Here is a 22,763-nt window from a genome sequence, read left to right as displayed (position 1 = left end):
ATCAGTTCTCTAGGACCCAGGTGTCTTTCGTGCCGCCGCCCTGGCTCGAATTCACAACAAGACTGCCTTCAGTAAGGGCTACGCGGGTTAAACCGCCCGGTGCGATGTTGATCTCGTTGGGTGATACAAGCGCAAAAGGGCGCAGATCGACGTGCCGCGGCGCAAGACCCTTTTCGGTGAAAATCGGTACAGTCGAGAGGCTCAGGGTGGGTTGTGCGATGTAATTCGCAGGTTTTGCCGAAAGCTTCGCGCGGAATGCCTCAATCTCCGCCCTGGAAGCAGCAGGGCCGACCAGCATACCATATCCGCCTGAGCCGTGGACCTCTTTCACGACAAGATCGGCAAGGTTCTCAAGCACGTACGCAAGGCTGTCAGGTTCAGAACAGCGGTAGGTTTCCACGTTCTTCAGGATTGCACGCTCTCCCGTATAGAACTCAACGATATCAGGCATATAACTGTATATTGCCTTGTCATCTGCCACACCGGTTCCAGGCGCATTGGCGATGGTGATATTGCCTGCCCGATAGACGTCCATGATTCCAGGAACACCCAGCATCGACTGAGGATTGAACGTCAGCGGATCAAGAAAGTCGTCATCCACCCGACGATATATCACGTCAACGTTGCGATACCCGCGGGTGGTGCGGACCACGATGCGCCCGTTCTCAATGCGCAGGTCGTGGCCTTCGACCAGTTCGACCCCCATCTGATCGGCGAGGAAGCTGTGTTCATAGTAGGCGGAGTTATGGATCCCCGGGGTCAACACAACAACGAAAGGACGCCCTTCGCAATTGCGCGGGGCCGAGGCTTCGAGAGACGCGCGGAGGTTCTTGGGATAGTCGCTGACACGCTGTACTTTGATCTGGCTGAAAAGTTCAGGAAACATCTGCAGCATCGTTTCGCGGTTCTCGAGCATGTAACTCACGCCGGATGGCGTCCGCGCATTATCCTCAAGCACGAAGAAATCATCTTCACCAGTACGTACGATGTCGGTCCCGACGATGTGAGTGTAGACCCCGCCCGGGGGAGTGAAATCAATCATCTCAGGCAGGAAAGCGTCGTTACTGGCTAAAAGGCTTGTTGGTACGACGCCCGCGCGAAAGATTTCCTGCCGGTGGTAGATGTCGTGAAGAAACGCGTTCATCGCGCGCACGCGTTGCTGGACCCCACGCTCCAGCGTGCTCCATTCCTTCTGTGAAAGGATGCGCGGTACAAGATCGAAAGGGATCAACCTTTCTTCGGCGTCGGCCTGTCCGTAAACGTTGAAGGTAATCCCGGTTCGCCGAAAGAAATGTTCCGCCTCTGACGATTTCTGAGCAAGGCGTTCAGCATCCTGGTTATTGAACCAACGTTTATAGCTCTGGTACGGCAGGCGGGGGGCGGCCGCGCCCCCCATTTCATCGAAGAAAATTTGCTTCTTGCTCATAATGCTAGGGTAAGGGTCAAGCGGTGGCAGACAACCCGTTTTAACGATCTGACCATCTCACGCTGTTAAGTGGTCAATTTTTAGGCAAACTAACCGGTGATTATTGTGTCAGATTGAAACCGCACTGCCCTCCAAACTGGCCAGGCCGTTCGTCGAAAATTCCGGAGTTCTGGATGCTGCGGCCGCAGACCAGTGCACAGGGCGCCAACATCAGGTCACTTTTGGCCCCAAGCTGACGTTCACCGGCCGATCTAGATGCTGCGGTGCGGCCCGTCGAACCAGCCATTCGCCGCAATCGCAAAATCTCATCCCAAGCGGACCAACAGTCTGCGGGAGCTTGCCGCCATTGTCCGCCTAAGGACAAACGTCCGCTTTGGGAAGACGCAACCATAGAAACCCGGTCAGAAGCGCAAGTAGTACAGCCAAAGTTGTTAGGGCCGTTTTGGCAATTGTGGCTGTACTGGCGGCATACACCAATGCAATTGATACCTCTGGCCAACTCCAAATCATGGCAGCGATTGCAAGGTTTTCGAAGTAATCGAACAAGGCAGAGCCAACCGATAGAACTATGCCAAAGCGAACTAGCTTAGTGCCGGGTATACGTCGCCCAAACCAGCTTAACGTGGCTGTCAAAGTCAGCGCGAGCATAGCCGGGTAAATTGTATCCAGAGAGATCTGGTAACGGAGATAGTACTCGCGCCCCTCCGCACCCAAGGTTTCAAGAAGAGTCGCGGCGTCTTTGGGACGATAGCCGAGCGGGCGCATGTCGAATGGGACCTGCCCCGAGACAGCTTCAATGTGGGCAAGTGTGACGCTGATCATCAGCACGTAGATTACTGTAGCGATCAACCCGCAGCCAAAGGCAGCAAATCCGATATACCTTGAAAAAAATGTGTGAATCATTTGGGACCTCCTTGATCTGTGCCAAGTTGTCCTTGAGTGAAGCTACACGCATTATCATTTGATAAGGCATATCAAGATGGATCTACGGAAATTTCTCGCAAAGTCACCTGACCTGTCTGATTTGAGTGTGGCAGACGGTTTTGCGTCTCATTGGAGAAGAAAGCGTTTGAACACAGGGGCGCGCCTTGCCCACCAAGGACAACCTGGATCAGATGAGTTCATTCTCTTGGATGGGTGCCTAGCCAGCAGCATTTGTGACCAAGAAGGCAAGGAGATATGCGTTGGGCTCCATGTAGGTCCTTGCGTTGTCACGCCGAATGTCGCGCGAACGCGGGATGGAGTGTCCCTTGTGTCCATCCAGGCAACCAAAGAGGCTACGCTTTATTGGATCGATACTGATCGGCTTACAAATCTGATGATCGAATCTGAACCGATCCGAAACTGGGCAAATGGTATTCTACGAGACGCATTGAGTGAAAAGGCGGAGCGCGAATGGTGTCTCGCCGCTTTTGGCGGGGCGGAGCGGCTGAACTGGTTCCGCCAAGCATTCCCCAGCTACGAAGAAATTTTCACTCATTCGTTGATAGCATCTTTTTTGGGGATCACGCCTGTCACGATGAGCCGTCTACGCGCTAGGTAGAGAGAAAAAAGGCGGGTATCTATGCATCCTGACGCATCCGGTAATATTGGTTCAAAGTGGAAGTACGCCACATAGCTATGGAACATCTGCTTCGCATATTGGGCCTTATCAGCGCATTTGATGTCAATGTCGGCGCTCCAAACGAATACCCGTTGATGACAATTAGGGGCTTGCCGCATTCTTTGATGGGACGGTCTAACCTGCCCATTCGCTTTGTCGAAGAGCCGCGCGAAGACTGAGCAACCCCTCTTCAAGCGCACCCTCAGTCACGGGGCCGCCCAAACAAACACGCAGCCTTTCCTCCGGCGAACTGCCTACAGTAAAAATGTCGCTCGGCACTATGGCCAGCGGCCCGCCCGTAACCCTTGTTAGGATTTCTGCGCGGCTCAATCCCTCAGGCGCCTGCAGCCATATATTGAACGCCTCGTCTTTTGCTTCGAAGTCGAAACCCTTCAAGACGCGAGAAGCCATCTCTTGTCGACGTCGCGCCGAGCCTCTGACCTCCGCTAAAATGTCATCCGCTGTTCCTTCTTCGATCCAGGTGCTGAGTAAGGCCAGATTGAGCGGCGATGTCATTACGCTCACGGTCCGAATAGTTTGCACAAAGTCAGAAAGTTTTTCGCGATCCGGTGCTTTTGCATAGGCCAGCCGCAGCCCTGCCCCGAATGCCTTCGAAACACCCAAAATATGCCAGGCCAGATCAGGTACGTGATCCGAAATCGGGGGCGGTACATCTTTGGCGATGAGGCCATAAGCGTCGTCTTCGATGAGTGGCATGGCTTTAGACTGCAAAACAGCAGCAATCTCCGCACGCCTGTCGGCCGGAATGGTATGAGTCGTTGGATTCCGTAACGTGGGGTTCAGGTAGAGAACTGCATTCTGATGCTTCGAGGCGGCTTCTTCCAGAGAATCTGGCGTAATACCGTGTTCATCCTCCGCCAGCGGCAAAAGTTTAAGAGAAAGACGCGACGCAATTGCACGAATGCCAGGATATGTGACAGGCTCGCACAAGACGACAGACTCTGTCTGTGCCTCAACCGTTAGAGCAGCATGAATAGCGGCGTGGGCACCAGGCGTAACCGTGAGATTATCCGCAGAAACCAGGTGTCCTTTTGACTGCATCCAATCTAAAGATATTTCGCGATCTTTGGAGCCGCCTGTCGAAGATTGATACCTCAGCAAAGAAACCACATTCGAAGCAACATTTTCGAATCCGTTTTGCATTCGTTTGATCAGCGCCGGATCTTCGATTTCTGGCGGCATGTTCATGCGAGGGTCTTCTTCAAGCGTCCGGCGTGGATCCGGACCTCTCTGATCCGGCTCTTGATCGCGAACGAACGTGCCTCTTCCCACATGGCTTTCGACATATCCGCGCCTGATAGCTTCCGAATATGCCCTTGCTATCAAAGATATATCCACACCCATAGCTTTGGCGACTTTACGTTGGGGCGGCAAGCGATCTCCTGGCTGGAGACGACCGGTTGAAATGTCGTCCCCGATTGAAGTCGCCAGTTCGATGTATTTCGGCTGACCGGAATCGCGCAGCTCAGGCAGCCAATCCAATTTCTTCATCGATCCCTCTTATCACCCTGCGATCGTTACCTGCTCTATAACACTGAAGAAAAGCAGCTGAAATTGCAAGCATTCAATTTTTCATTGACACGTGATTGAATGCATACAATACATAAATTGTCTGATGACAATGAAGCCGAATCCACCATCGGTGGGCTCACTCCAATGAGAAAGCGGAAAAGATCCGTTGAAGACGCAGCATGCCAGGGCTGCGAACAGACCCGGCTTGCCGAAGCGAACACGGCTCATGACGCGATGATTGAAAGAAAGGAAAGACCATGGCTAAGAACAACAAACACATTTGCGGATGCGGACACTCTGATGAAGGCGTCGATCTTGCGCGCCGCCATATGTTGGCGGGTGTTGCAGCAGCGGGTGCCGCTGGGGCAGCAACCATTGCCGGCGGTGCGGCGCATGCTGCGACTGACGAAGCAAAAGCTACCTACGCCGACCCAGACAACCCCGCCCTTCCAGACATGGACATGGACATCGATCCTCAAAGAACCGCGCTCGTGGTTGTGGATCCGCAAGTCGACTTCCTTGATCCCGACGGTGTGGCTTGGGGTGTTGTAGGAGAAAGCGTCTCCGAGCAAGGAGTTGTAGATAATCTTGAGCGTCTGTTCATAGCAGCCAAGGGCGCGAACATGCCAGTCGTCATTTCTCCCCACTACTATTACCCGCAGGATCATAAGTGGAAATTCGAAGGTACGCTCGAACGCGTCATGCATGGGATCAAGATGTTTGATCGCAAGGATCCGCTTGATCTCGAAGGCTTTGAAGCTTCCGGCGCCGACTGGATGCCTCAGTATAAGAAGTACATCAACGACGGCAAAACCATCGTTTGCTCTCCCCACAAGGTCTACGGGCCTGAACAAAATGACCTCGTGCTTCAGCTGCGGAAGATTGGCATCGATAAGGTTATTCTTGCGGGTATGTCAGCCAATCTGTGCGTGGAAAGCCACATGCGGGAACTGCTTGAAACCGGCTTCGAAGTCGCCGTGGTGCGTGATGCCACTGCCGGCGCAAAAGTTCCTGAAGGTGACGGATACCTCGCGGCGCTCATCAACTTCCGCATGATCGCCAATGCCGTCTGGTGGACAGACGAAGCCGTTGAGCGGATCGGAAACTCTGCGTAAGTCCCACGATTAAATCTAAAACAACCCTCCTTTAAAGGAATACTCGAATGAAACTCTCAATGTTCATGACTGCACTTTCTGTCGCAGTTGCCATTTCGACGGCGACCTTTGCGGCAGACGAGTACAACATCGGCAACGGTCTGACGCTCAACGGCAATTCACTGGGCATGCACGGCATAGACCCCGTTTCCATGTTCGCTGGTGACGCTCCTGCGCAGGGCGAAGCCGTCCATACATCAACTTACGACGGCGTTGACAACTACTTCGCATCAGCAGCAGCGCAACAGACGTTCGATGCTGACCCACAAAAATTCCTGCCTCAATTCGGCGGGTTCTGTGCCTTTGGCGTCTATGTTGGCAAAAAACTCGATGGCGACGTACGCTATGCGGACATCGTCGAGGGGAAGCTGTATCTCTTCGTAAACGCGGCGATCCTCGAGAAATATCGCGAAGATCCACAGTCTGTTATCGCGGGCGCCAATGAAAAATGGCCGGAGATCATCAACACTTCTGTTGGTGCACTTTAAAACCAGAACCAAGCCCTCGCGGCGGCGCAAATGCGAACCAAAGCCGCCGCGATCGCCAGACAATGATCGCAGCCCTCAGACAATTGATCCCTACAAATGTGTTTCAGGCCCGTGCAAGACTCAATCTACTAAAATCCAAACGACCACTTTGGGCTCTCGGCCGCCTTGCGGCGTCGCAGCAGCAGGTCTGCAGCAAAACCGAGTGCATCGCGAGGCGTTTGATGGCCGCAGTCGGCCCATGCCAGACCTTGAACGAACTTTCGGGATGCTGCGGACGCAACTCGCTTAGCGGCCATTCGCTGCGATATCGAGATCTCGGTCGCTAGCCTCGTAGAAACCATTACGCATGCGGCCCAGGAACAAGCAGCCGCGCTGCAGGAAATCATCACAGCCGTTTCCTCGATGGACCAAACCACTCAGCACAATGCTGCCATGGTTGAAGAGACAACTGCGGTCAGCACCTCCCTGAGTTCCGATGCCCAGAATCTGCGGAACATGATTGCCGCGTTCAAAACTGTGAATGAGGACGGAACGAAGGACGAAGGTAATCTATATCGTCGCGTTGGTTGAGGCCGACTTTGGGATCAGAGTATTTCAAAGATCAACTCGGCAGCACATGGTTGCGGACGAATGACAAACATATCTCACACGACTTGAGCCGCTATTAGAAGAACCGGAAGCAACCAAAGAAGAAGGCTAGTCATGTCTTTGCACATCAGACACATCATCACAACTGCACTCTCCTTGAGGCACATCGCGCAAGTGGACCAAGACGCAGGTATGTGAGCCGATTGGCTAAATGATACGGCCCTTCAAAACGGCAACTTGTTTGATCTGTTTCCAGCACACGAGTTTACTACAACAGCGTTTGATACCGCCACCTCGGCTCAAACAGGTTACCAATCCAACCTGCCAAAAACGGTGCGCCTGATGCTGGCCTCTCTCCTATGGAGTCTGGCACGAACTTTATGGTTACAGACCTCCGTGTGCAGCGCGGCACCGGGTACAGATGGGCTCCTAACGGACGTCGGAAGCGCCGCATTATCCTGATGTTGGAAGGTGCCGACCAGCGTTGCATCAGCCCAAAGCCGACCTCCTGCACAGGACTTCGATGCTGAATTCGCAGCCCGCACCACAGACATTAGCTGCACCCGTGCAGCAATCACGTTCATGGTCGGCCAGTGCATACACAACTTTCTTATCTGGTCTCTTCGGCTGATTGCCAGCTTGCGTGTGTTCGATCCAGCAACCGGTACAGAGCCGGAACGATCAGGAGGGACATTGCAGGGACCATGAGCCCGGTCAGAACAAGCGTCCGGAGAGCAAGTGGCCAATGTCCAAGCATGTCTTCCAGGGCGAACAGCAGGACCGTGATTGTTGGCCATGCTGCATCCCAGGTAATCAGCACTCCGCGCATGTCAGGCTGCCAAAACGTTAGCGTTGTCTTCCAGATGCACGATTGTCGTGGTTCCAGGGATGACAAGAACGTTCGGAGCCCGTGCCAACAGTGTGCGTAAAGCGTCGACGGGTTCCACCGTTGCTCCTTGTCTCATTGGGTTCGCGCCCAGAGGTCCATGCGGCACAAACGCGATGCCCTGTTCGTTCAGCCAGTCGATCAGGTCTTCCAGTGCGTCATCGCGCTCATCGGCGGGCGAATAACGGTTTTGGACTGCCGCAATCGGCGCAACCCTCACAGCCTCCTCGACTTGTGCACGGGACACGTTGGACAACCCGATCATGTCGATTTTTCCGGCCTGCCGCATTTTTTCGAGTGCTGCCACGCTCTCAGAAATCGGTGTGACCCCGTCCGGGGCATGAACATAGTAGAGATCGATCTTGTCCGTGCGGAGACTGGCGAGACTATCTTCGAGATGCCGTTTCATCGTATGGGCCGAGGTATCCCGCGTGAGGCTGGTGGCACTTTTTTCGACACCGCCTTTGGAGGCGATGAACATATCACCGTAACTGCCGTCCTCATTTAACAGCGCGTCCGCGATCAGCTTCTCATTCTCATGAGGTCCGTATGCGCGGGCAGTGTCAATGTGGTCAATACCAAGATCACGGGCTCGGCGCAGCAGATCAATGCCGCCCTGCCAGTCGGCGTAGGGGCCGAAATTGCGGGGCTGGCCAGTCAGGCGCATCGCACCGTAGCCGATGCGGTTCACCTTCCGTCCGTTCAGGAATGTAAAGGTCGTTTCTGGGTGATTGGTCATGTCTTGGTTCCTTTCGTTTCTGTTGCCGGGAACATACCCATCACCACAGGACGCGGTAGTAGCATGAAAAGTAAGTTTATTATACGTTGATCGTATGAGCACTCGTTTTGACCGTCTGGCCCTTCTTGAAACCTTCATTCGTATTGCTGAACGGCAATCGCTCTCCGGGGCCGCGCGTGATCTGGGCACATCGCAACCGTCGGTTTCGAGGCAACTTGCCGCATTGGAGAGTCGACTTGGCGCCGTACTGGTCCGTCGCACGACACACGACGTCACGCTGACGCCAGACGGCCTCGCGCTGTTGGCGGATGCCCGGCGTATGCTAGGGGAGTGGGAGGCGATTGAAGATCGTCACAGCGAGGATCGTGAGCTTAAGGGCACCATCAGGGTCATCGCTCCGGTCGCACTCGGACAGAGCCTTTTCATCAGGGCCGCGGCGCGGTTCATGAAGGATCATCGCGACATCACCATCGATTGGCGGTTGCGAGATGACCCGATCCGCTTTGCCGAGGAAGGCTGCGATTGCTGGCTAAAGGTCGGTCCTGTCCCGGATGATACCCTTGTTGTCCGAGAGTTGGCGCGGGTAGAACGCCTTGTCGTTGGGACGCCGGATTGCCTGGGCCGACAAGCTGGAACTGATCTGAACGCAATGCCCTGGCTGGCACTCGGTCCTTTCGAGGGAAACCGGATCGAGCTGTTTGACAAGAGTGGAACTCCGAAGACGTTTCCGGTCACGCCGAAATTGGCAAGCGACAACATTTTTTCAGTCTACGAAGCCACACTGCAGGGCGTTGGGATTGCAATCCTGCCGCATTGGTTCGTCGCCTCAGACCTTGAAGTCGGAAAACTGATTGACGTGGTCCCAAGCCTGAGAGCCGCGCGATTGCCGATCAACTTAGCTTTGGCTTCAGGAACGAAGCGGCCCGCACGCGTTGAGCAATTCTGCAAGGCGATCCAGTACTGGTGTGATTCAAATTTCCGTTCCGATGTTTGAAGCAGACGAAGTCACGTCTCCCGTCGCTTAGCACAAGGGATTTTTCAGGACGGCCCAGAGCCGACATCCGACCCAGGCTCTCGACGCTGCGGTCGCAGCCCGCATTACTGACATTCGCTGTGAGGGCGAATGAGGTTGATGGCGAACTAGCGTTTTGCAGACGAAGCAGCCGTCAGCCATTTGCAACCGGGGTGTCCTTCGTCAGGGTCCTTTACCTACAAGGGCTGACCTCAGATGGGAGATCCAATCACCAACTGCTCTTCTTTATTTGCTCGCGACGGATGATATAGAAACCAGTGGCGACGATCACCACAGCACCGACCCAGGTCCAGATGTCCGGTAACTGGTCAAAGACCAGCCAACCCCAAAAGGTGCCCCAGATCAAAAGGCTGTAGTGAACTGGTGCGAGGACAGACGCATGCGCGATTTCCAATGATTTGATGACCAGCAACTCGCCAAGTGCAGCAAATACAGCCATGCCAAGAAGTAGCACCCATTGCATACCAACCTCAGGCGTCGTCCAGAAAAATGGTAGTGGCAAAGACAATACGACGGTGCTGACGAGTGCCGTGAACGCAACAGTTGTCACCGTACGGTCGTCCTTTGCTAGATGGCGCGACAAAACTTGCCGTGCAGCAAAAGCGGTTGCGGCCACAATGACTAAAAATCCAGCTGGATGCATGACACCTAAACCCGGCCGGATAACGATCAGGGCCCCGCAGAACCCGACGACTACGGCGGCCCATCGTCTTGGGCCGACGGTTTCACCCAAAAAAAGTGCGCCCATCGCAGTGACTAAAAAAGGCGCTACGAAACTGATCGCAATCGCATCCGCAAGCGGAACAAACTTCACAGCGAAAATAAAACATACAGCTGATATCACCGCCAACAAGCCGCGTCCAAACTGCAGCGCAGGATGACGTGTCGCGAAGATTGACGGGCCAAGCATCGCGAAAGCAACAACGACCCCTGTTAGTAACCCGAGCTGGCGCATCCAAACGATCTGGACCGGATGGAAGAAATCTGTGAGCAACTTCGCTTGAGTGTCGGCCACGGAAAACAACAGGAAACCTAGCCCCATCATCAACAGGCCTCGCACATTGTTGGGCGCAGCAAGATATGCCCGCGATATGGGAGAGGTGGACTCGTTTGAAGGCAACTAGGCCCCTTTTGCGGCTAGTTAAAACGGTGACTTCCAACAACGCCAAAAAAGTGCGTCACATTCAGACAGTGATCCAATCGACCCTAGTCGAATCTTTCAACTAGGGCGACAAAGAAAACCGTTACTTCTGTCATTTCTGTGGTGCCAGCGCTGTCCATTTCTCAGACGATCAATCCAGCGTCGCTTTCCGCACAGACGCACATACTAAGATGTCCTTCAAATTGGAAGCCGGCCCAGCTTTTGCTTCTCCGCTCTAAGACAGTGCCCGGCCCCAACCAACCATTCATCGTGTCAGACGCCGCCGCTTTGCGGCTTTCACCAGACCGGCCATTCGCTGCAAGCGCGAGTTTCGAGCATCATCGAACTCACACATCGCGGACTTTTCGGACCTTGCAACCGACCGGGACAACGACCGCTTTTCACATAACATCTGATGTCGTATTGATATAAAGATGGCAAACCGTGATGATTTTCGAGCGCCCGTAGTCAGAAAAATTGCGCAACGTGCAGGATACCGTTGTTCAAATCAGGCCTGTTTGCGTCCGACTATTGGACCGGACGGTGCCGACGACAGCGCTAGCATTGGTGTTGCCGCGCACATTACTGCCGCCGCTGAGGGCGGGCCGCGGTATGATCCTACTTTGACTCCCGAGGAACGGGCCGCTGCCGAAAATGGTGTTTGGCTCTGTCAGACCTGTAGCAGGCTGGTGGACGTGGATGTCGCCAGTCATTCCATTGATCAGCTTAGAGAGTGGAAAACCCTAGCTGAGATGCGGGCGTATCTGGGCATTCGCGGCTTTGCCATTGTAGTGTCTAGGAGCTTTCAAAGGCTTGAGGACAAGATGGCGGGCCTGGTAGCGGAAATGCGGAACGATATTGGTAATGAACCATTTATCCGAGAGTTCATAATTCTATCGAAAAACTGGTCCTATAATGGCGACCCAGAGAATCCGATTTTCTCTTACTTCTTCGAAGACCACGACAACTTGAAACCGATGCTCAAAGTGATGCAAAATTATGGTGCGATAATCGAAACGACGCATAATAATACTGACCGTTTTGAGTTTACAGAAGACTTTGCTGAATACCTTCAGTTGCCCGGTTAACTCTGTCACTCAAGGTTCACATTTGAGCCGAATTGTCTGCGCGCCATTTTGTGTTTCCAAAAAGCGGACTTTAGTTGCACCGCAGAAATTCGGCAAAATGGGCTCATTCCAGACGTCAGATGCGGCGCGGCATCCTGTAGTATGATGCTGGGGTCAACGTCGGGTTGTCGTCTGGGAGGGCATGGCGGATCGGAGGATCAGTCATGGAAACACCAAACCTACCTGCCATTCGCGCTCTGCGCCCAGCTTGGTACAAGGGTCGCATTGTAGGCCAAAAGCGACCACTGAAACCAAAACATGTCTGGGCGATCCGCGTCAGACTTGAGCTGGCGGAGAACCATCGCGATCTCGCACTCTTCAATATGGCGATCGACAGCAAGCTTCGAGGTTGTGATCTGGTGAGAATGAAAGTGGTCGATGTCATGGCATCAGGTCAGATCAAGGAACGGGCCTCAGTCCTGCAAAGCAAAACGCAGAAACCTGTGCGCTTTGAAATTTCTGAAGGCACTAGAGCTTCGGTAGAGAAGTGGATGGAAGATGAAGTCATGGTCGGCTCAGAGTACCTTTGGCCGGGTCGCTTCCATGAGCGGCTGCACATTTCGACACGCCAATATGCAAGGATCGTCAGGGATTGGGTCACGTATATCGGCCTTGAGGCAAGCGCCTATGGCACGCACTCGATGCGGAGAACCAAGGTCACGCAAATCTACAAGAAGACGGGTAACCTTCGTGCCGTGCAACTTCTTCTTGGCCATACCAAGATGGACAGCACAGTCAGGTATCTCGGCGTCGAGTTGGAAGATGCACTAGCCATCGCTGAGTCAATTGAAATCTAAAGTGGTACGGGTCGCCTTCGCAGGCGGCCCGAAGCTGCGGTCCGACCCGCTCTTGCGGTTCTGCGGTCGCAGTCCGCATTGCTGCCGTTCGCTGCATGAGCGAAGTCGGCGATAGAGCCAATTCGCCGCACATGCGCCAGGAAGGGCATTTTCTTTCCCTAGTGTATTTGAGTTCCTCCAAAAATTATCTTACATTTATGTGAGATATGAAGGGATCTGCAATGGAAACTGCGTTTAAGCGGGACACCGTCGTCCGGTCGTTGAAGGTTGCGCTGATCGTTGGTACCGCCCTCAACCTTATCAATCAGGGCGATGCAATGATGAATGGAGAACCCGTTAATGTCTTCAAATGCTTGCTAACATATGCAGTACCCTATTGCGTTGCTACATATGGAGCAGTTGCCGCGTTGCGGGCGAGACACGATCGCTCGGACTGACTGCCCAAAGAGTGGAAAAGACCTATGTCGTCTAACAATAGTGAGAGAACTTACAAGATCGGAGAGCTTGCAGAGCTGTCAGGTCTGAGTGTGCGAACAGTGCGAGGCTATGAGGAGATGGGGATTATCTCATCGATCCGTTCGAACGGCGGAACGCGATACTATTCCGAGACCGGTCTCACAATCGCCAAATTGGCGCATCGTATGCGCACCCTCAATATCCCGGTGACGACGATCCAGGACATTGCAACCAGGCGTCGTGACTTCGAAACGGGTGACATGTCGAGTGCGGCAATGACCGATATCTTGGAGAGCTTGTCGGATGAACTCCGTGGGCAAGCAGCTAGAATGCTTGAACTGGAGGACGAAGTCATGCGCACTTTGCGCATCATCCGTGGATGCCGTGGCTGTCAAAACTTGCCTTCGGCTAAGACTTGCCCAGATTGCCCGATGGAGAAAGGTGACCCCAAGACAGATCTGTCTCAGATGATCTGGTACGATACCTAACCTTACACTAGGAACACCTTGCCCATCAAAGGCCAACGCACTTCGAACGATGTGTCCAGTTTATCCAGGTTGTCCTCTTCTGGCTCCGGCAAATCTACACCGGCGCGCAGTGCGGATTGTAGGCCGGACCAGCCAGCGATGATTTCTTCGAACTGATCCAGAGAGACACGATTGCTGCGATACGCCAGTGCCAGTTCTATCGGTTGACCGGGAAGTAAAAGATCAGGGTAGCCCGCCAATACGCCGGCGCGCTCTGTTTCCCAATATGGAGCGATGGCGTCAAATACCGAGGCATAGGCGTTCCTGACCGGATCGGGGATCTGAATCTCTCCCCAGCACAGCGCGGCGAATACACCACCTGGCCGTATTACCTTAAGTGCTTCTGATAGGTGTTTTTCGCGGTCGAAGTGGTGAAAGGCCTGAACGGAGATCAAAAGATCAACACTATCTGTATCAAAAGGCAGACTATTCGCGCTTCGTGTAAGTGTTTCGACGTTCTTTGCGCAGGAACCTAAGACGGGATTGATATCTAGCGCAATTGAGCGATCGAAGGTCTTGGCCAGGAAGTTTGCGGTGCCAGTTGTACCGGCACCGCAATCCACGCAAAGCGTGTTGCGGTCCGACAACCCAGATATCCAGGACAACACTTCCCAGGGGGTCAATGGGTCATCGGAGCAGCTCACATTTTTAACAGGCTTTTCATCTTCTCAGCTTCGCCTTCGTGCATGTGATGCGACAAATCGGGGTTCGGGAATTGGCCACCTTGAGCACGTTCAAAATACGTTGTGTACGCTTTGCGCATCTCACCCATCACGTCGCCGAAAACTTCTCGTTTTGGCGGTATTGGAAAGACCGAACAGCCAATAATGTCGCTTGAGACATGGAAGATGCCGTGCGCATGGGGACCGGAGCCAAGACTTGCAACAGCAACAGGCAAGTTCTCGTAACACCATTTCGTCAGCTCAACCGACGTGTGTTCGAACAAGGCCGCGAATATCCCTGCGTCAATCGAGGCTTTGACAAGCTCTAGAATACTCGCAGCTTCCTCCGCCGTACGGCCCGCTGGAGCGTGTCCGGAATTCATAACGGCGCGTTCCCCTTGCACGCCGAAATGCCCAACGACAGGAATGCCAGCTGCAACAATGGCGCGGATATGCTCGACGGTTCCCAAGGACGGCTCGATATGCACACCGTCTGCGCCTAGCTTCACAACCCTCGCCGCATTGCGCACCGACTCTTCGATTGAGATGCAGGCGGTAGTATTGGGCATATTGCAGATGATGAATGGGGAGGACGCACCGCGAAGAACCCCTTCCAGCATATAAAGCTGCTCTTCAAAATCTACAGTAGCCATAGATTTGTGTCCCATCAGGCCCATTGGCCCGGGGCTTCCGCAGCACAAAAGATCCATGCCAAGCTCTTCTGCGATGATCGCACTTGGGGTGTCGTGGCACTCCATTCCGACTATGCGTTCGCCCTTTGCAACTTTCTCCGCTAGGTGCTTTAGCCTTGTTTTTCTGCGCTTTGTCACTTCTTGATCCTCCCTTTGATAGTGATGACGGGGACACTAGCGCGTGTTGTTGTTGGGTTCTGTCAAGCGGTTGACAGTTCGAAATGCGAGACACTTGAGAAGAGAGTTGACATTGCTCGGTACGCTCATAATCTAACAATATAGTTAGATAAACTCTGAGCGCTGAACGTCCATCGTTTGCAGAGTCGAAAGCGTAAAAGGTTGTGATTGTGTCTTGAAGGGGAGACCAGGGCATTTGAAAACCCAACGGAAGATAGAGAGTTTGTGCCAAGGATTGCCTTGGCAGGAATGGGATGGGGTTCTTGCTCACGGGCGTCACACTTGCGTGCCTGGCAACTCATGGCTCGAAAACTCTATGAAAGAAGGGGAAACGACAGCTTTGTTTTTGAGTGGCCGCGTAGGGTTGTGTGCGCTGCGAGAAGACGTTGACGGCAAAGAACCCACTGTTCCTTATTCGGCCCCGGCCGTCCTGTCGTTGGCGGACGGGTCAATGCTCGAGAGTGCGCATTGGGTGCTTGTACAGTCCACCGTGTGCTTCTTTACTCCGCAAAGCCTCCTAATCGCTTTTGCGACATCTCCGAAATTTGCGAGCAACTTGGTAGCAGTATTGCATGACCAAGCAACGCACTCTTTGCAATACACCACAAGCAATGATGACGGCCTGCGCCGTCTGACTGCTTCATTGTTAGCACGGTCAACACCATCAGGTAATCGCAAGAGGGAAGTCATCGCAACGCAGTCTCAGCTGGCAACTGAAACTGGTCTATCTCGCCAATGGGTGAACAGGCTGCTCAAAGAGCTTGAGAAGCGTGGCATAGCGGAGTGTGGGCGAGGCCACATCGTGCTTAACTGTACACATAGGCTAGAGACGTCGCCTACGCAGTATTGAACCGAATCCGGGCTTCCTAGGGTCTGCAGCATCGCTACGGTCTGGCATGCAAATAACAATTCCTAACGGCCCAAAGCTGACGTTGAGCATACGATCAAGATGCTGCAGCCGCAGCCCGCTTTCGGACATTCGCTGCGATTGCGAAATCGGGGAAAGCTCGAACTCACTGTCTGCGGACCAAACTACTTTTCTCTGCGGTTTTTTGAATTGCTGCTTATGTTACAGGTCTAACGGATTAGTCCTTAAATGACTGGATGAGATAGTCTGTCAGCGCTTTAGCAGAGGGTTTTGCATGGCGCCCACCCGCCAGAACGGCATGAACGGAGACAAGCCCAATCTCCCATTCTGGAAACAACCGAACGAGTTGCCCTGTCTTAAGCTCTGCTTTGCATCCCCAGTAACTGGTTGTGATGATGCCCATCCCAGCAACTGCAGCAGCAGTAGCGGCTTCATTGACTGTGACGGTTACGGGACTATCGACCTTAACTGAGAGCGCCTTTCCGTTCTTTGAGAACTTCCAACCTTGAGCACCTCTTCCCGCGGGTCCCAGAATGATCTTATGACTTGCCAGATCGGACGGTGATTTCGGGCTACCCGCTTTTTCAAGATAGGCGGGCGATGCCACAATCATGCGTTGGGTTTCACCGATCTTCCGCGCAATCAGCGTTGAGTCTGCCATCTCACCAAACCGAATGGCGACGTCAATTGCCTGATCTATCAGATCCTGCATTGTGTCCGTTAGAACAAAGTCAATTTGCAGCTCAGGATTTGCATCTACGAATTCTGGGATTCTTGGGATGATCTCTCGGACCGCAAAGCTGGTTGCACAGCCTACTCTCAGTCGTCCCTTTAGAGTTCCATCTCCTCGGGCAAGGTGATTGGCTTCGTCGAGAGATGCGATGATGCCTTCCACTCTGTCCAGATAATTGACACCAACTTCGGTCAGTTTCACAGCATGCGTGCTTCTCACAAACAGAGCGGCACCAAGGTCTTTCTCAAGCTTGGAGATTATTCGGGAAACGGAGGGTTGAGAGAGACTGATCTCTTTTCCTGCCGCTGTGAAGTTTTCGGTACGTGCCACACGGCAAAAAAGACGAAGCGCAGCAACGTTATCAGTCATTTGGAAAATGAATAACAGTTAGTCATATCCACATTCTACAAACGAAATATCAAATGTTCAATATTGTCCGCACAGGCAGCGCGCTTCCTCGGCATCCAAGGAGCGAGGCGGATTGAGAAACGTGCCGCCCATTCGATTGAACACAACACAAACCCTCGAAGTGGAATGAAAAATGACCCTCCAAGACAAACTGGACGCCTTCAAAGAGACCTTCAAAGCCCAAGCCCCAGCAGAAGCCTTTGAAGCCTTTGGGCGGTCCACCCAAGAGCTGATCGACAGCGACCAGGCCGAACGCGCGCTCAAGGCGGGCGACATGGTGCCTGACTTCGTGCTGACGGATGCGGATCGCAACAAAGTCGCTCTGAAAGACCTGCTGGCCAAAGGCCCAGTCGTTCTGACCTTCTATCGTGGTGTGTGGTGCCCATACTGCAACATCGAACTGAAGGCCCTAGAAGCTGTTTCCGAAGACATCCTGGCCCGTGGTGCAACCCTCGTAGCCATCTCAATGCAGGGTGCCGCCGACAGCCGAAAATCCCAGAAAGACAATGAGCTGAGCTTCCCGATCCTGACGGACAAGAATGGTGAGCTGGCTGCAAAGTTTGGCATTCGCTGGACCCTGCAGGACTACGTGATCCCTGTGCACGACGGCTTTGGTGTGCACCTGCCGCGCATCCATGGCGACGGTCAGTGGAACCTGCCGATACCTGCCCGCTACGTCGTCGATACCGATGGCAGCATCGCCTACGCGGAAGTGAACCCCGACTACACCCGCCGTCCTGAGCCTGCCGATCTGTTCCCGGTTCTCGACAACCTCGCTGCCTCTGTTTCCGCTGAATAATGCTACCCGTGCGGCCCGCAGGTCGGGCCGCGCATCTCACCAATTCCAAGCTCCCTGCAACACGCGAGCCGCCAGGCGGCCGCAGGACCAATAATTCGAACTCGAAAGGACGAGACCAATGAAAGGCAAACTCATTCTCCCATACATCATGACCAACATGCTGTCAGGCGTCGGCTCCGGCGTTATGTTCTGGTACTCCGGTTATGATCCCATTTGGATCGGCACATTCTTCGCCACCTTCACCATGCCATTCTTCCTGATGGTTCTGGCCGGTGCCCTTGGCCTCTCCCGGACCTCGAAAAACCTGCCTGCGATCCAGTTGATCAATCTGGCCGCTGTTGCCTTCGTGGCGTACACGCTCTTCGGTCGCGGTGGTCCGGAGGCTGCGGCAGAATACACCTCCGTCGGTCTGGCCCTTTATGGCGCGTTGTCCATGCAGTGGTACATACACATCTTCTCGAACTACAAGCGCACCCCGAGCAAGGCTATTGTGAAAGGCCAGGCATTGCCTGAGCTGCCGCTGCACCGCCTTGATCAGACGCCCGTGTCTTTTTCGGAATTCACCGGTGACAAAACGCTGCTGGTCTTCTTCCGCGCGAACTGGTGCCCATTCTGCATGAACCAGCTCAAGGACGTGAAAGCGCAAGCTGACCGTCTGGCTGCAAACGGCGTGAAGGTGAAATTCATCTCCAACCAAGGCTTTGACAACTCTGCTAAGCTGGCGAAGGACATGGACCTGCCTGCACACTTCGAAATCCTGCAGGACGAAGATCTCCGCGCAGCCAAGGCCCTCGGCATCGAAGATATGGGCGGCGCTCCGTCCGGTATGCCCGGCTACCCGAGCGATACCGTGATGGCGACTGTCATCGCACTGGATGAGCAAGGCAACGTGACCTTCGGCGACGAGACCGACAACTACCGCCGCCGTCCACACCCAGACACATTCCTGGGCGTTTTCGAAACACCCAGCAACGTGACCGCGATGGCTGCTGAATAACGGCCAAAGCAATCCACCCACAAAGCACCGCGGACTTGTGTCGCGGTGCTTTCTTGTTCCCGCAAGGTGTATGAGAGTAGTCACAGTTGAGGATGCAACAAAAGTCGGTGTCTTTGCTCGGCCCAAACCAGCCGTTCATCGCGAGATAAGTTGCCGCATTGCAGCTTCCCCAAAGCGGAAGTTGATCGATTGCGCAGCATCTCCAACATTAACGTAGACTCATCGGATAAAACGAACTCGTGCAAGCGCAGTTTCAACTATTGCCACGCGACCTTACTTGCTCCGGGTTCGGCGCTTTTGCACCTGTTAATCGCCACCACTTCGGCGCTTCGCAACGTCTGACAGACCCCGGGCCAGCAGGTCGAATACGATCCGGATACGACGGCTGGTCTGTAACTCCCGATGGGTGACCAGCCAGATTGGAAACTCAAGCGAAGGGAAATCCGGCAAGACCTTCTCTATGCCAGGTTCAGCCTCGCCCAACGTTTCGGGCTGCATAGAGATGCCATAGCCCGCTTTCACCATTTCCCATGCGACGACACCGCTCTCGCTCGACATCACGAAGCTCTCTGCGCGAACGGGCACGCCCATGTTGTGCAGTGGGGCCATTAGCCGCTCGGGGTCGGCATTGCCGACGAAATCGAGTGCAGCCACATCGCGCGGTGTCCGTGGGCGGCTTGCACGATCGAGATAGTCGGTCGCGGCATAGAGATTGGCGCGAAAGTCGCCCAAGTGCCGTGCGATCAGGTCCGGCTGATCCGGGCGGACGTGGCGTATCGCGATGTCCGCCTCGCGCTGCGTCAAATTTTGCATCTCACTCGACGCAAGAATGCGGACGCGGATGCCAGGCGCCATCTGTCTCAACGGCTTGAGCACACCCGGCAGGATCGCTGCTGACAAGAGGTCCGTTCCCGTGACCGCGACCTCTCCGGTGACATCCTGAGATTTACCGTCGGCCACCATCGAGATGAGCGTTGCAGCCTCGCCCATCGTGCGCATGTGATCAATCAGGTCGCGTCCTGCTTCCGTCAAGGTAAGACCACGGACGCTACGTTCTACCAGCGTGACGCTAAGTGCCTCCTCCAACGCACCGATCTGCCGTCCTATCGTCGGCTGTGTTGTCTTCAGCACGCGCGCCGCGCCGCTGAACGAGCCTTCTTCCGCTGTCGCGAGGAAGGCGCGTACCTGGTTCCAATCGAAGGAGACGGCCTGCCAGTTCATTCATGAGCGTATAGCAGGTGGACGAATTTAAGCAATCGACCTTTCATGAGCGCATGGATGATACCGGCTGCGAAACGGGATCGGCCCGATCTCGGCAACCGAAAGCGACACAATGTATTCCGCAGTTTCTTACGACTGGCACATCCGCGCTGCTTCAAACCTGAAGTGTAACATGCAAAGGAAACCGACATGACTGCCCAAGCCTTCTGGCACCGGCATGCGCCCAAGTACGCAAAAAAGCCCATCGCCGATGTCACCGCCTACGAAGAAAAGCTGGAATGCGTCACTGCGCTTCTTCGATCGACCGATCGCGTTCTTGAAATCGGCTGCGGGACAGGCGGAACGGCGAGTAAGATCGCGCCTCTCGTCGCTCATGTGACCGCAACCGACCTCTCTGCCGAGATGATCCGGATCGCCCGGTCACGTTCAGGCGGCGATGCCGCAGGAACACCAGAATTCCTTCAGGCGGAGGCGGCGCAAGACATTCCTGGCCAACCGTTCGAGGTCATTTGCGCGTTCAGCCTGCTTCATCTGGTGGATGACATACCCATCGTGCTGGATTCAGCATTCCACCAAATGAAACCCGGCGGTCATTTCATTTCCAAGACGGTTTGTCTGAAGGACGCGCCGCGCTGGATGCGAGCCATGGTTCGTGTGCTCATGGCCCTGCGGATCGCGCCTAATGTGATCATCTTGAGTCACGCTGAATTGACCCGGCACCTGTTCCGGGCCGAGTTCGAAATCGCGCAGACGGGGTACTTCGGAAAGAACCGACTGAGCCCCTTTATCGTCGCGCGCAAGCCCGCCTGAGGCAGACCGACACCTTGTTCTGAGAGACCGAAGCATGCACTTTATCAGCCGTCGCGAATGGGCGTTCCTTGCCCTCGTGTTCCTCTACTCTTTCATTCCGGCAGTCGTCGGTCTGGTCCGGCTTCCGGAACTTCTCGGCACTCCGGCGATCATACCGCCAAACCCGCGTGCGGTGATCGATCCCCTCCCGATCACATTGCATATTCTCGGCAGTTCAGTTTTCTGCCTTGTGGGGGCTGTGCAGTTTCTGCCGAGCCTGAGGCGCTACCGCCCCGCCTTGCACAGGATCCTCGGGCGGATCGTGGCGGCCACTGGATGCGTCAGCGCGCTTACCGGGCTATGGATGACCGTAGCTTACGTATTTCCCGACGCCCTGCAGGGACCATTGCTTTATGGGGCGAGGGTCACGCTTAGCCTCGCGATGGTCGCCCTCATCGCATGGGCCGTCGTCGCGATCCGGTCGCGAAACGTCGCTGCGCACCGCGCTGCGATGCTGCGCGCTTATGCCATCGGCCAAGGGGCCTCAACGCAGACCGCGCTCTTTCTGGTCACGATGGGCCTCTTTGACACTGAGCCGTCGGGGTTTTCCCGTGACGTCCTGATGGTCGGGGCGTGGGCCATCAACCTTGCGATTGCGGAACTAATGATCCGCCGCGCCTTTGCAACGCGCACATCCGGCGCGGTGATCTGAACCCGGTCGTGCTCCCGGCCTGATACCGGCAAACTCCAGAAACACAGAAAGAAGACACCAAAATGAGACGGCTCGATTCCCATATTCTTCTTTCGGCCCTGTGGCTGTTCATACTGCTCAACATCATCTTTCGCGATATTCACCAGTTTGTCCTCGCGTCCCATATCGAGATGCTGCTGACAGGCCATTACAACGGCATCGAGATCACCGAAGGGCTGATGCTTTTGGGCGGTTTCCTCGTCCAAGTGCCGATTGCGATGGTGCTCTTTTCGCTCCTGCTAACCCGCAGGATCGGTCGCCCTGTCACCTTTCTTGCAGCGATCTTCACGACGGGTACGCTCCTTTCCTCGCCCCCTACCGACATGGATGACATCTTTCACCTCGTCATCGAGATCGCGGCTCTAATGGCAATTCTCTGGACCGCATGGATGTGGCCCGAGCACGAACACACCGCGCCGCAATCCAACGCAAGTTCTTCGTAAAGAACGTGTGCGCACCGCGGACACTATGAATGAGTAATAGGACCAAAGAGATGTTGGCAGAAACGCCTATAAGCGATCCGGTCGATCTTTATGACAGGCTCGCACCTCGCTATGACAAACTTCATCATCGCTGGCTGCGTCATGCAGGCGGCGAGGCGCAGGCCGCCCTGGAAGGCCTGGTGCGTGCACTTGCGACGCCGAATTCGAAGTTTTTGGATGCTGGCTGCGGCACCGGCAATCTGGCACGTGCATTGATTGCCGAGGGTATGCCCCCGAATTTGATGACCCTTCTCGACCCGTCCGCGGCCATGCTTGCGAGCTGCGCCGATATTCCTGTGCCAAAGATACAAGGACGGTTGGAGTCCTTGCCGTTTGAGGATGGCGCATTCGATCTTGTGACCTGTGCTTGGGCTCTGGAAACCGTCCCCGATCCCCATCTGGCTTTGACTGAGCTTTGCAGGGTTGTTCGAGCCGGTGGCGCTCTTTGTCTCGCGTTTTGCGCGGATGAGCCTGCCCGTGGTCTTGCCGACAGCCTAATGCGCCAGGCGCTTTTGTTTCGCGGGACCGGCCGTTTTATGTCCCGCTCCCGATTGATGCAGGCAATCGAGCGTTTCGAAAATTTTGAAGTGCGGGCAATTCCGAGCCATGGTCCGGCCTCGACCTTACTTGCAAGGCGGTCTGGCGCAGCAACCCAGGCGTCTTTTTAGCCGGGCTTAGAGTTGAAA

The 22,763-nt window shown here is 54.7% G+C and carries 24 protein-coding genes; 14 read left to right on the top strand and 10 right to left on the bottom strand.

Translation table 11 applies throughout. The annotated features are described in order from the left end of the window. Window position 1 precedes the first annotated feature (1 nt). The 3 genes from AB4K19_RS00765 to AB4K19_RS00755 all read right to left on the bottom strand — a co-directional run bounded on the left by AB4K19_RS00765 (window position 2) and on the right by AB4K19_RS00755 (window position 4,541). Window positions 2–1,426, bottom strand: coding sequence for a circularly permuted type 2 ATP-grasp protein (locus tag AB4K19_RS00765; protein WP_436398711.1), 1,425 nt, complete (start codon window positions 1,424–1,426; stop codon window positions 2–4). A gap of 354 nt (window positions 1,427–1,780) precedes the next feature. Next, window positions 1,781–2,329, bottom strand: a complete 549-nt coding sequence (locus AB4K19_RS00760) for a hypothetical protein (protein ID WP_375230059.1) — start codon at window positions 2,327–2,329, stop codon at window positions 1,781–1,783. A gap of 835 nt (window positions 2,330–3,164) precedes the next feature. After that, window positions 3,165–4,541: a PLP-dependent aminotransferase family protein gene (locus AB4K19_RS00755; RefSeq protein WP_436398709.1), complete on the bottom strand. Its 1,377-nt coding sequence runs from the start codon at window positions 4,539–4,541 to the stop codon at window positions 3,165–3,167. A 278-nt stretch (window positions 4,542–4,819) separates the two neighbouring features. Here AB4K19_RS00755 and AB4K19_RS00750 point away from each other — a divergent pair, with 278 nt between their 5' ends. After that, window positions 4,820–5,677, top strand: a complete 858-nt coding sequence (locus AB4K19_RS00750) for a cysteine hydrolase (protein WP_375230056.1) — start codon at window positions 4,820–4,822, stop codon at window positions 5,675–5,677. A gap of 47 nt (window positions 5,678–5,724) precedes the next feature. Next, on the top strand, window positions 5,725–6,204 hold the full coding sequence (locus AB4K19_RS00745; protein WP_375230055.1) for a YHS domain-containing (seleno)protein: 480 nt from the start codon (window positions 5,725–5,727) through the stop codon (window positions 6,202–6,204). 1,198 nt (window positions 6,205–7,402) lie between these two features. On the opposite strand, the gene AB4K19_RS00740 is transcribed toward AB4K19_RS00745, so the two are convergent. Together AB4K19_RS00740 and AB4K19_RS00735 are read right to left on the bottom strand one after the other, a co-directional pair. Next, window positions 7,403–7,621, bottom strand: a complete 219-nt coding sequence (locus AB4K19_RS00740; RefSeq protein WP_375230054.1) for a hypothetical protein — start codon at window positions 7,619–7,621, stop codon at window positions 7,403–7,405. 1 nt (window position 7,622) lies between these two features. Continuing rightward, window positions 7,623–8,417 (bottom strand): aldo/keto reductase, encoded by a 795-nt coding sequence (locus AB4K19_RS00735; protein WP_375230053.1) that lies wholly within the window; start codon window positions 8,415–8,417, stop codon window positions 7,623–7,625. A 94-nt stretch (window positions 8,418–8,511) separates the two neighbouring features. Here AB4K19_RS00735 and AB4K19_RS00730 point away from each other — a divergent pair, with 94 nt between their 5' ends. Then, entirely contained in the window at window positions 8,512–9,411 is a 900-nt protein-coding gene (locus AB4K19_RS00730) for a LysR family transcriptional regulator (RefSeq protein ID WP_436398707.1), read from the top strand. Window positions 9,412–9,658: 247 nt separating this feature from the next. Here AB4K19_RS00730 and AB4K19_RS00725 read toward each other — a convergent pair whose 3' ends face one another. Beyond that, window positions 9,659–10,495: a DMT family transporter gene (locus tag AB4K19_RS00725; protein WP_375230051.1), complete on the bottom strand. Its 837-nt coding sequence runs from the start codon at window positions 10,493–10,495 to the stop codon at window positions 9,659–9,661. A 530-nt stretch (window positions 10,496–11,025) separates the two neighbouring features. On the opposite strand from AB4K19_RS00725, the gene AB4K19_RS00720 reads away from it, so the two are divergent. From AB4K19_RS00720 to AB4K19_RS00705, 4 genes are all read left to right on the top strand, one after another. Beyond that, entirely contained in the window at window positions 11,026–11,679 is a 654-nt protein-coding gene (locus AB4K19_RS00720; protein WP_375230050.1) for a hypothetical protein, read from the top strand. Between the two features lie 203 nt (window positions 11,680–11,882). After that, the gene (locus AB4K19_RS00715; protein WP_375230049.1) at window positions 11,883–12,515 is read left to right on the top strand and encodes a tyrosine-type recombinase/integrase; all 633 of its coding nucleotides are present in this window, start codon (window positions 11,883–11,885) and stop codon (window positions 12,513–12,515) included. A 206-nt stretch (window positions 12,516–12,721) separates the two neighbouring features. Next, on the top strand, window positions 12,722–12,952 hold the full coding sequence (gene nrtS / locus AB4K19_RS00710; RefSeq protein WP_375230048.1) for a nitrate/nitrite transporter NrtS: 231 nt from the start codon (window positions 12,722–12,724) through the stop codon (window positions 12,950–12,952). 24 nt (window positions 12,953–12,976) lie between these two features. Continuing rightward, entirely contained in the window at window positions 12,977–13,459 is a 483-nt protein-coding gene (locus AB4K19_RS00705) for a MerR family transcriptional regulator (RefSeq protein ID WP_375230047.1), read from the top strand. Between the two features lie 2 nt (window positions 13,460–13,461). Here the strand turns inward: AB4K19_RS00705 and AB4K19_RS00700 are convergent, their stop codons facing one another. Together AB4K19_RS00700 and AB4K19_RS00695 are read right to left on the bottom strand one after the other, a co-directional pair. Continuing rightward, the gene (locus AB4K19_RS00700) at window positions 13,462–14,085 is read right to left on the bottom strand and encodes a class I SAM-dependent methyltransferase (protein ID WP_375230046.1); all 624 of its coding nucleotides are present in this window, start codon (window positions 14,083–14,085) and stop codon (window positions 13,462–13,464) included. Window positions 14,086–14,138: 53 nt separating this feature from the next. Further along, entirely contained in the window at window positions 14,139–14,990 is an 852-nt protein-coding gene (locus AB4K19_RS00695) for a 3-methyl-2-oxobutanoate hydroxymethyltransferase (protein ID WP_375230045.1), read from the bottom strand. Between the two features lie 355 nt (window positions 14,991–15,345). Between AB4K19_RS00695 and AB4K19_RS00690 the strand changes: the two genes are divergently transcribed. Next, window positions 15,346–15,879, top strand: a complete 534-nt coding sequence (locus AB4K19_RS00690) for a Crp/Fnr family transcriptional regulator (protein WP_375230044.1) — start codon at window positions 15,346–15,348, stop codon at window positions 15,877–15,879. A gap of 235 nt (window positions 15,880–16,114) precedes the next feature. On the opposite strand, the gene AB4K19_RS00685 is transcribed toward AB4K19_RS00690, so the two are convergent. Beyond that, window positions 16,115–16,999, bottom strand: coding sequence for a LysR family transcriptional regulator (locus AB4K19_RS00685; protein WP_375230043.1), 885 nt, complete (start codon window positions 16,997–16,999; stop codon window positions 16,115–16,117). A 172-nt stretch (window positions 17,000–17,171) separates the two neighbouring features. Between AB4K19_RS00685 and AB4K19_RS00680 the strand changes: the two genes are divergently transcribed. Both AB4K19_RS00680 and AB4K19_RS00675 read left to right on the top strand, forming a co-directional pair. Continuing rightward, window positions 17,172–17,837, top strand: coding sequence for a peroxiredoxin-like family protein (locus tag AB4K19_RS00680; protein WP_375230042.1), 666 nt, complete (start codon window positions 17,172–17,174; stop codon window positions 17,835–17,837). Between the two features lie 118 nt (window positions 17,838–17,955). Further along, window positions 17,956–18,834, top strand: a complete 879-nt coding sequence (locus AB4K19_RS00675; RefSeq protein ID WP_436398705.1) for a peroxiredoxin family protein — start codon at window positions 17,956–17,958, stop codon at window positions 18,832–18,834. A 306-nt stretch (window positions 18,835–19,140) separates the two neighbouring features. Here the strand turns inward: AB4K19_RS00675 and AB4K19_RS00670 are convergent, their stop codons facing one another. Beyond that, window positions 19,141–20,055 carry a LysR family transcriptional regulator gene (locus tag AB4K19_RS00670; protein WP_375230040.1) on the bottom strand — a complete coding sequence of 305 codons (915 nt, stop codon included), beginning with the start codon at window positions 20,053–20,055 and terminating at the stop codon, window positions 19,141–19,143. Between the two features lie 189 nt (window positions 20,056–20,244). Here AB4K19_RS00670 and AB4K19_RS00665 point away from each other — a divergent pair, with 189 nt between their 5' ends. The 4 genes from AB4K19_RS00665 to AB4K19_RS00650 all read left to right on the top strand — a co-directional run bounded on the left by AB4K19_RS00665 (window position 20,245) and on the right by AB4K19_RS00650 (window position 22,745). Then, entirely contained in the window at window positions 20,245–20,865 is a 621-nt protein-coding gene (locus AB4K19_RS00665; protein ID WP_375230039.1) for a class I SAM-dependent methyltransferase, read from the top strand. Between the two features lie 34 nt (window positions 20,866–20,899). Beyond that, window positions 20,900–21,556, top strand: coding sequence for a DUF2306 domain-containing protein (locus tag AB4K19_RS00660; RefSeq protein WP_375230038.1), 657 nt, complete (start codon window positions 20,900–20,902; stop codon window positions 21,554–21,556). A 62-nt stretch (window positions 21,557–21,618) separates the two neighbouring features. Beyond that, window positions 21,619–22,038 (top strand): DUF6326 family protein, encoded by a 420-nt coding sequence (locus tag AB4K19_RS00655; RefSeq protein ID WP_375230037.1) that lies wholly within the window; start codon window positions 21,619–21,621, stop codon window positions 22,036–22,038. Between the two features lie 50 nt (window positions 22,039–22,088). Further along, entirely contained in the window at window positions 22,089–22,745 is a 657-nt protein-coding gene (locus AB4K19_RS00650; protein ID WP_436398703.1) for a methyltransferase domain-containing protein, read from the top strand. Window positions 22,746–22,763 lie beyond the last annotated feature (18 nt).

The organism is Roseobacter phycocola (genome assembly GCF_042055075.2).
Taxonomy (GTDB): Bacteria; Pseudomonadota; Alphaproteobacteria; order Rhodobacterales; family Rhodobacteraceae; genus Roseobacter.
Note: the sequence above shows the minus strand (reverse complement) of the source record. Positions and strands in the feature narration are given on the sequence as shown.

Coding starts and splice junctions, on each gene's coding strand:
- AB4K19_RS00765 (WP_436398711.1), bottom strand. CDS start 1,426: ATGAGCAAGAAGCAAATTTTCTTCGATGAAATGGGGGGCGCGGCCGCC.
- AB4K19_RS00760 (WP_375230059.1), bottom strand. CDS start 2,329: ATGATTCACACATTTTTTTCAAGGTATATCGGATTTGCTGCCTTTGGC.
- AB4K19_RS00755 (WP_436398709.1), bottom strand. CDS start 4,541: ATGAAGAAATTGGATTGGCTGCCTGAGCTGCGCGATTCCGGTCAGCCG.
- AB4K19_RS00750 (WP_375230056.1), top strand. CDS start 4,820: ATGGCTAAGAACAACAAACACATTTGCGGATGCGGACACTCTGATGAA.
- AB4K19_RS00745 (WP_375230055.1), top strand. CDS start 5,725: ATGAAACTCTCAATGTTCATGACTGCACTTTCTGTCGCAGTTGCCATT.
- AB4K19_RS00740 (WP_375230054.1), bottom strand. CDS start 7,621: ATGCGCGGAGTGCTGATTACCTGGGATGCAGCATGGCCAACAATCACG.
- AB4K19_RS00735 (WP_375230053.1), bottom strand. CDS start 8,417: ATGACCAATCACCCAGAAACGACCTTTACATTCCTGAACGGACGGAAG.
- AB4K19_RS00730 (WP_436398707.1), top strand. CDS start 8,512: ATGAGCACTCGTTTTGACCGTCTGGCCCTTCTTGAAACCTTCATTCGT.
- AB4K19_RS00725 (WP_375230051.1), bottom strand. CDS start 10,495: ATGATGGGGCTAGGTTTCCTGTTGTTTTCCGTGGCCGACACTCAAGCG.
- AB4K19_RS00720 (WP_375230050.1), top strand. CDS start 11,026: ATGGCAAACCGTGATGATTTTCGAGCGCCCGTAGTCAGAAAAATTGCG.
- AB4K19_RS00715 (WP_375230049.1), top strand. CDS start 11,883: ATGGAAACACCAAACCTACCTGCCATTCGCGCTCTGCGCCCAGCTTGG.
- nrtS (WP_375230048.1), top strand. CDS start 12,722: ATGAAGGGATCTGCAATGGAAACTGCGTTTAAGCGGGACACCGTCGTC.
- AB4K19_RS00705 (WP_375230047.1), top strand. CDS start 12,977: ATGTCGTCTAACAATAGTGAGAGAACTTACAAGATCGGAGAGCTTGCA.
- AB4K19_RS00690 (WP_375230044.1), top strand. CDS start 15,346: ATGAAAGAAGGGGAAACGACAGCTTTGTTTTTGAGTGGCCGCGTAGGG.
- AB4K19_RS00685 (WP_375230043.1), bottom strand. CDS start 16,999: ATGACTGATAACGTTGCTGCGCTTCGTCTTTTTTGCCGTGTGGCACGT.
- AB4K19_RS00680 (WP_375230042.1), top strand. CDS start 17,172: ATGACCCTCCAAGACAAACTGGACGCCTTCAAAGAGACCTTCAAAGCC.
- AB4K19_RS00675 (WP_436398705.1), top strand. CDS start 17,956: ATGAAAGGCAAACTCATTCTCCCATACATCATGACCAACATGCTGTCA.
- AB4K19_RS00670 (WP_375230040.1), bottom strand. CDS start 20,055: ATGAACTGGCAGGCCGTCTCCTTCGATTGGAACCAGGTACGCGCCTTC.
- AB4K19_RS00665 (WP_375230039.1), top strand. CDS start 20,245: ATGACTGCCCAAGCCTTCTGGCACCGGCATGCGCCCAAGTACGCAAAA.
- AB4K19_RS00660 (WP_375230038.1), top strand. CDS start 20,900: ATGCACTTTATCAGCCGTCGCGAATGGGCGTTCCTTGCCCTCGTGTTC.
- AB4K19_RS00655 (WP_375230037.1), top strand. CDS start 21,619: ATGAGACGGCTCGATTCCCATATTCTTCTTTCGGCCCTGTGGCTGTTC.
- AB4K19_RS00650 (WP_436398703.1), top strand. CDS start 22,089: ATGTTGGCAGAAACGCCTATAAGCGATCCGGTCGATCTTTATGACAGG.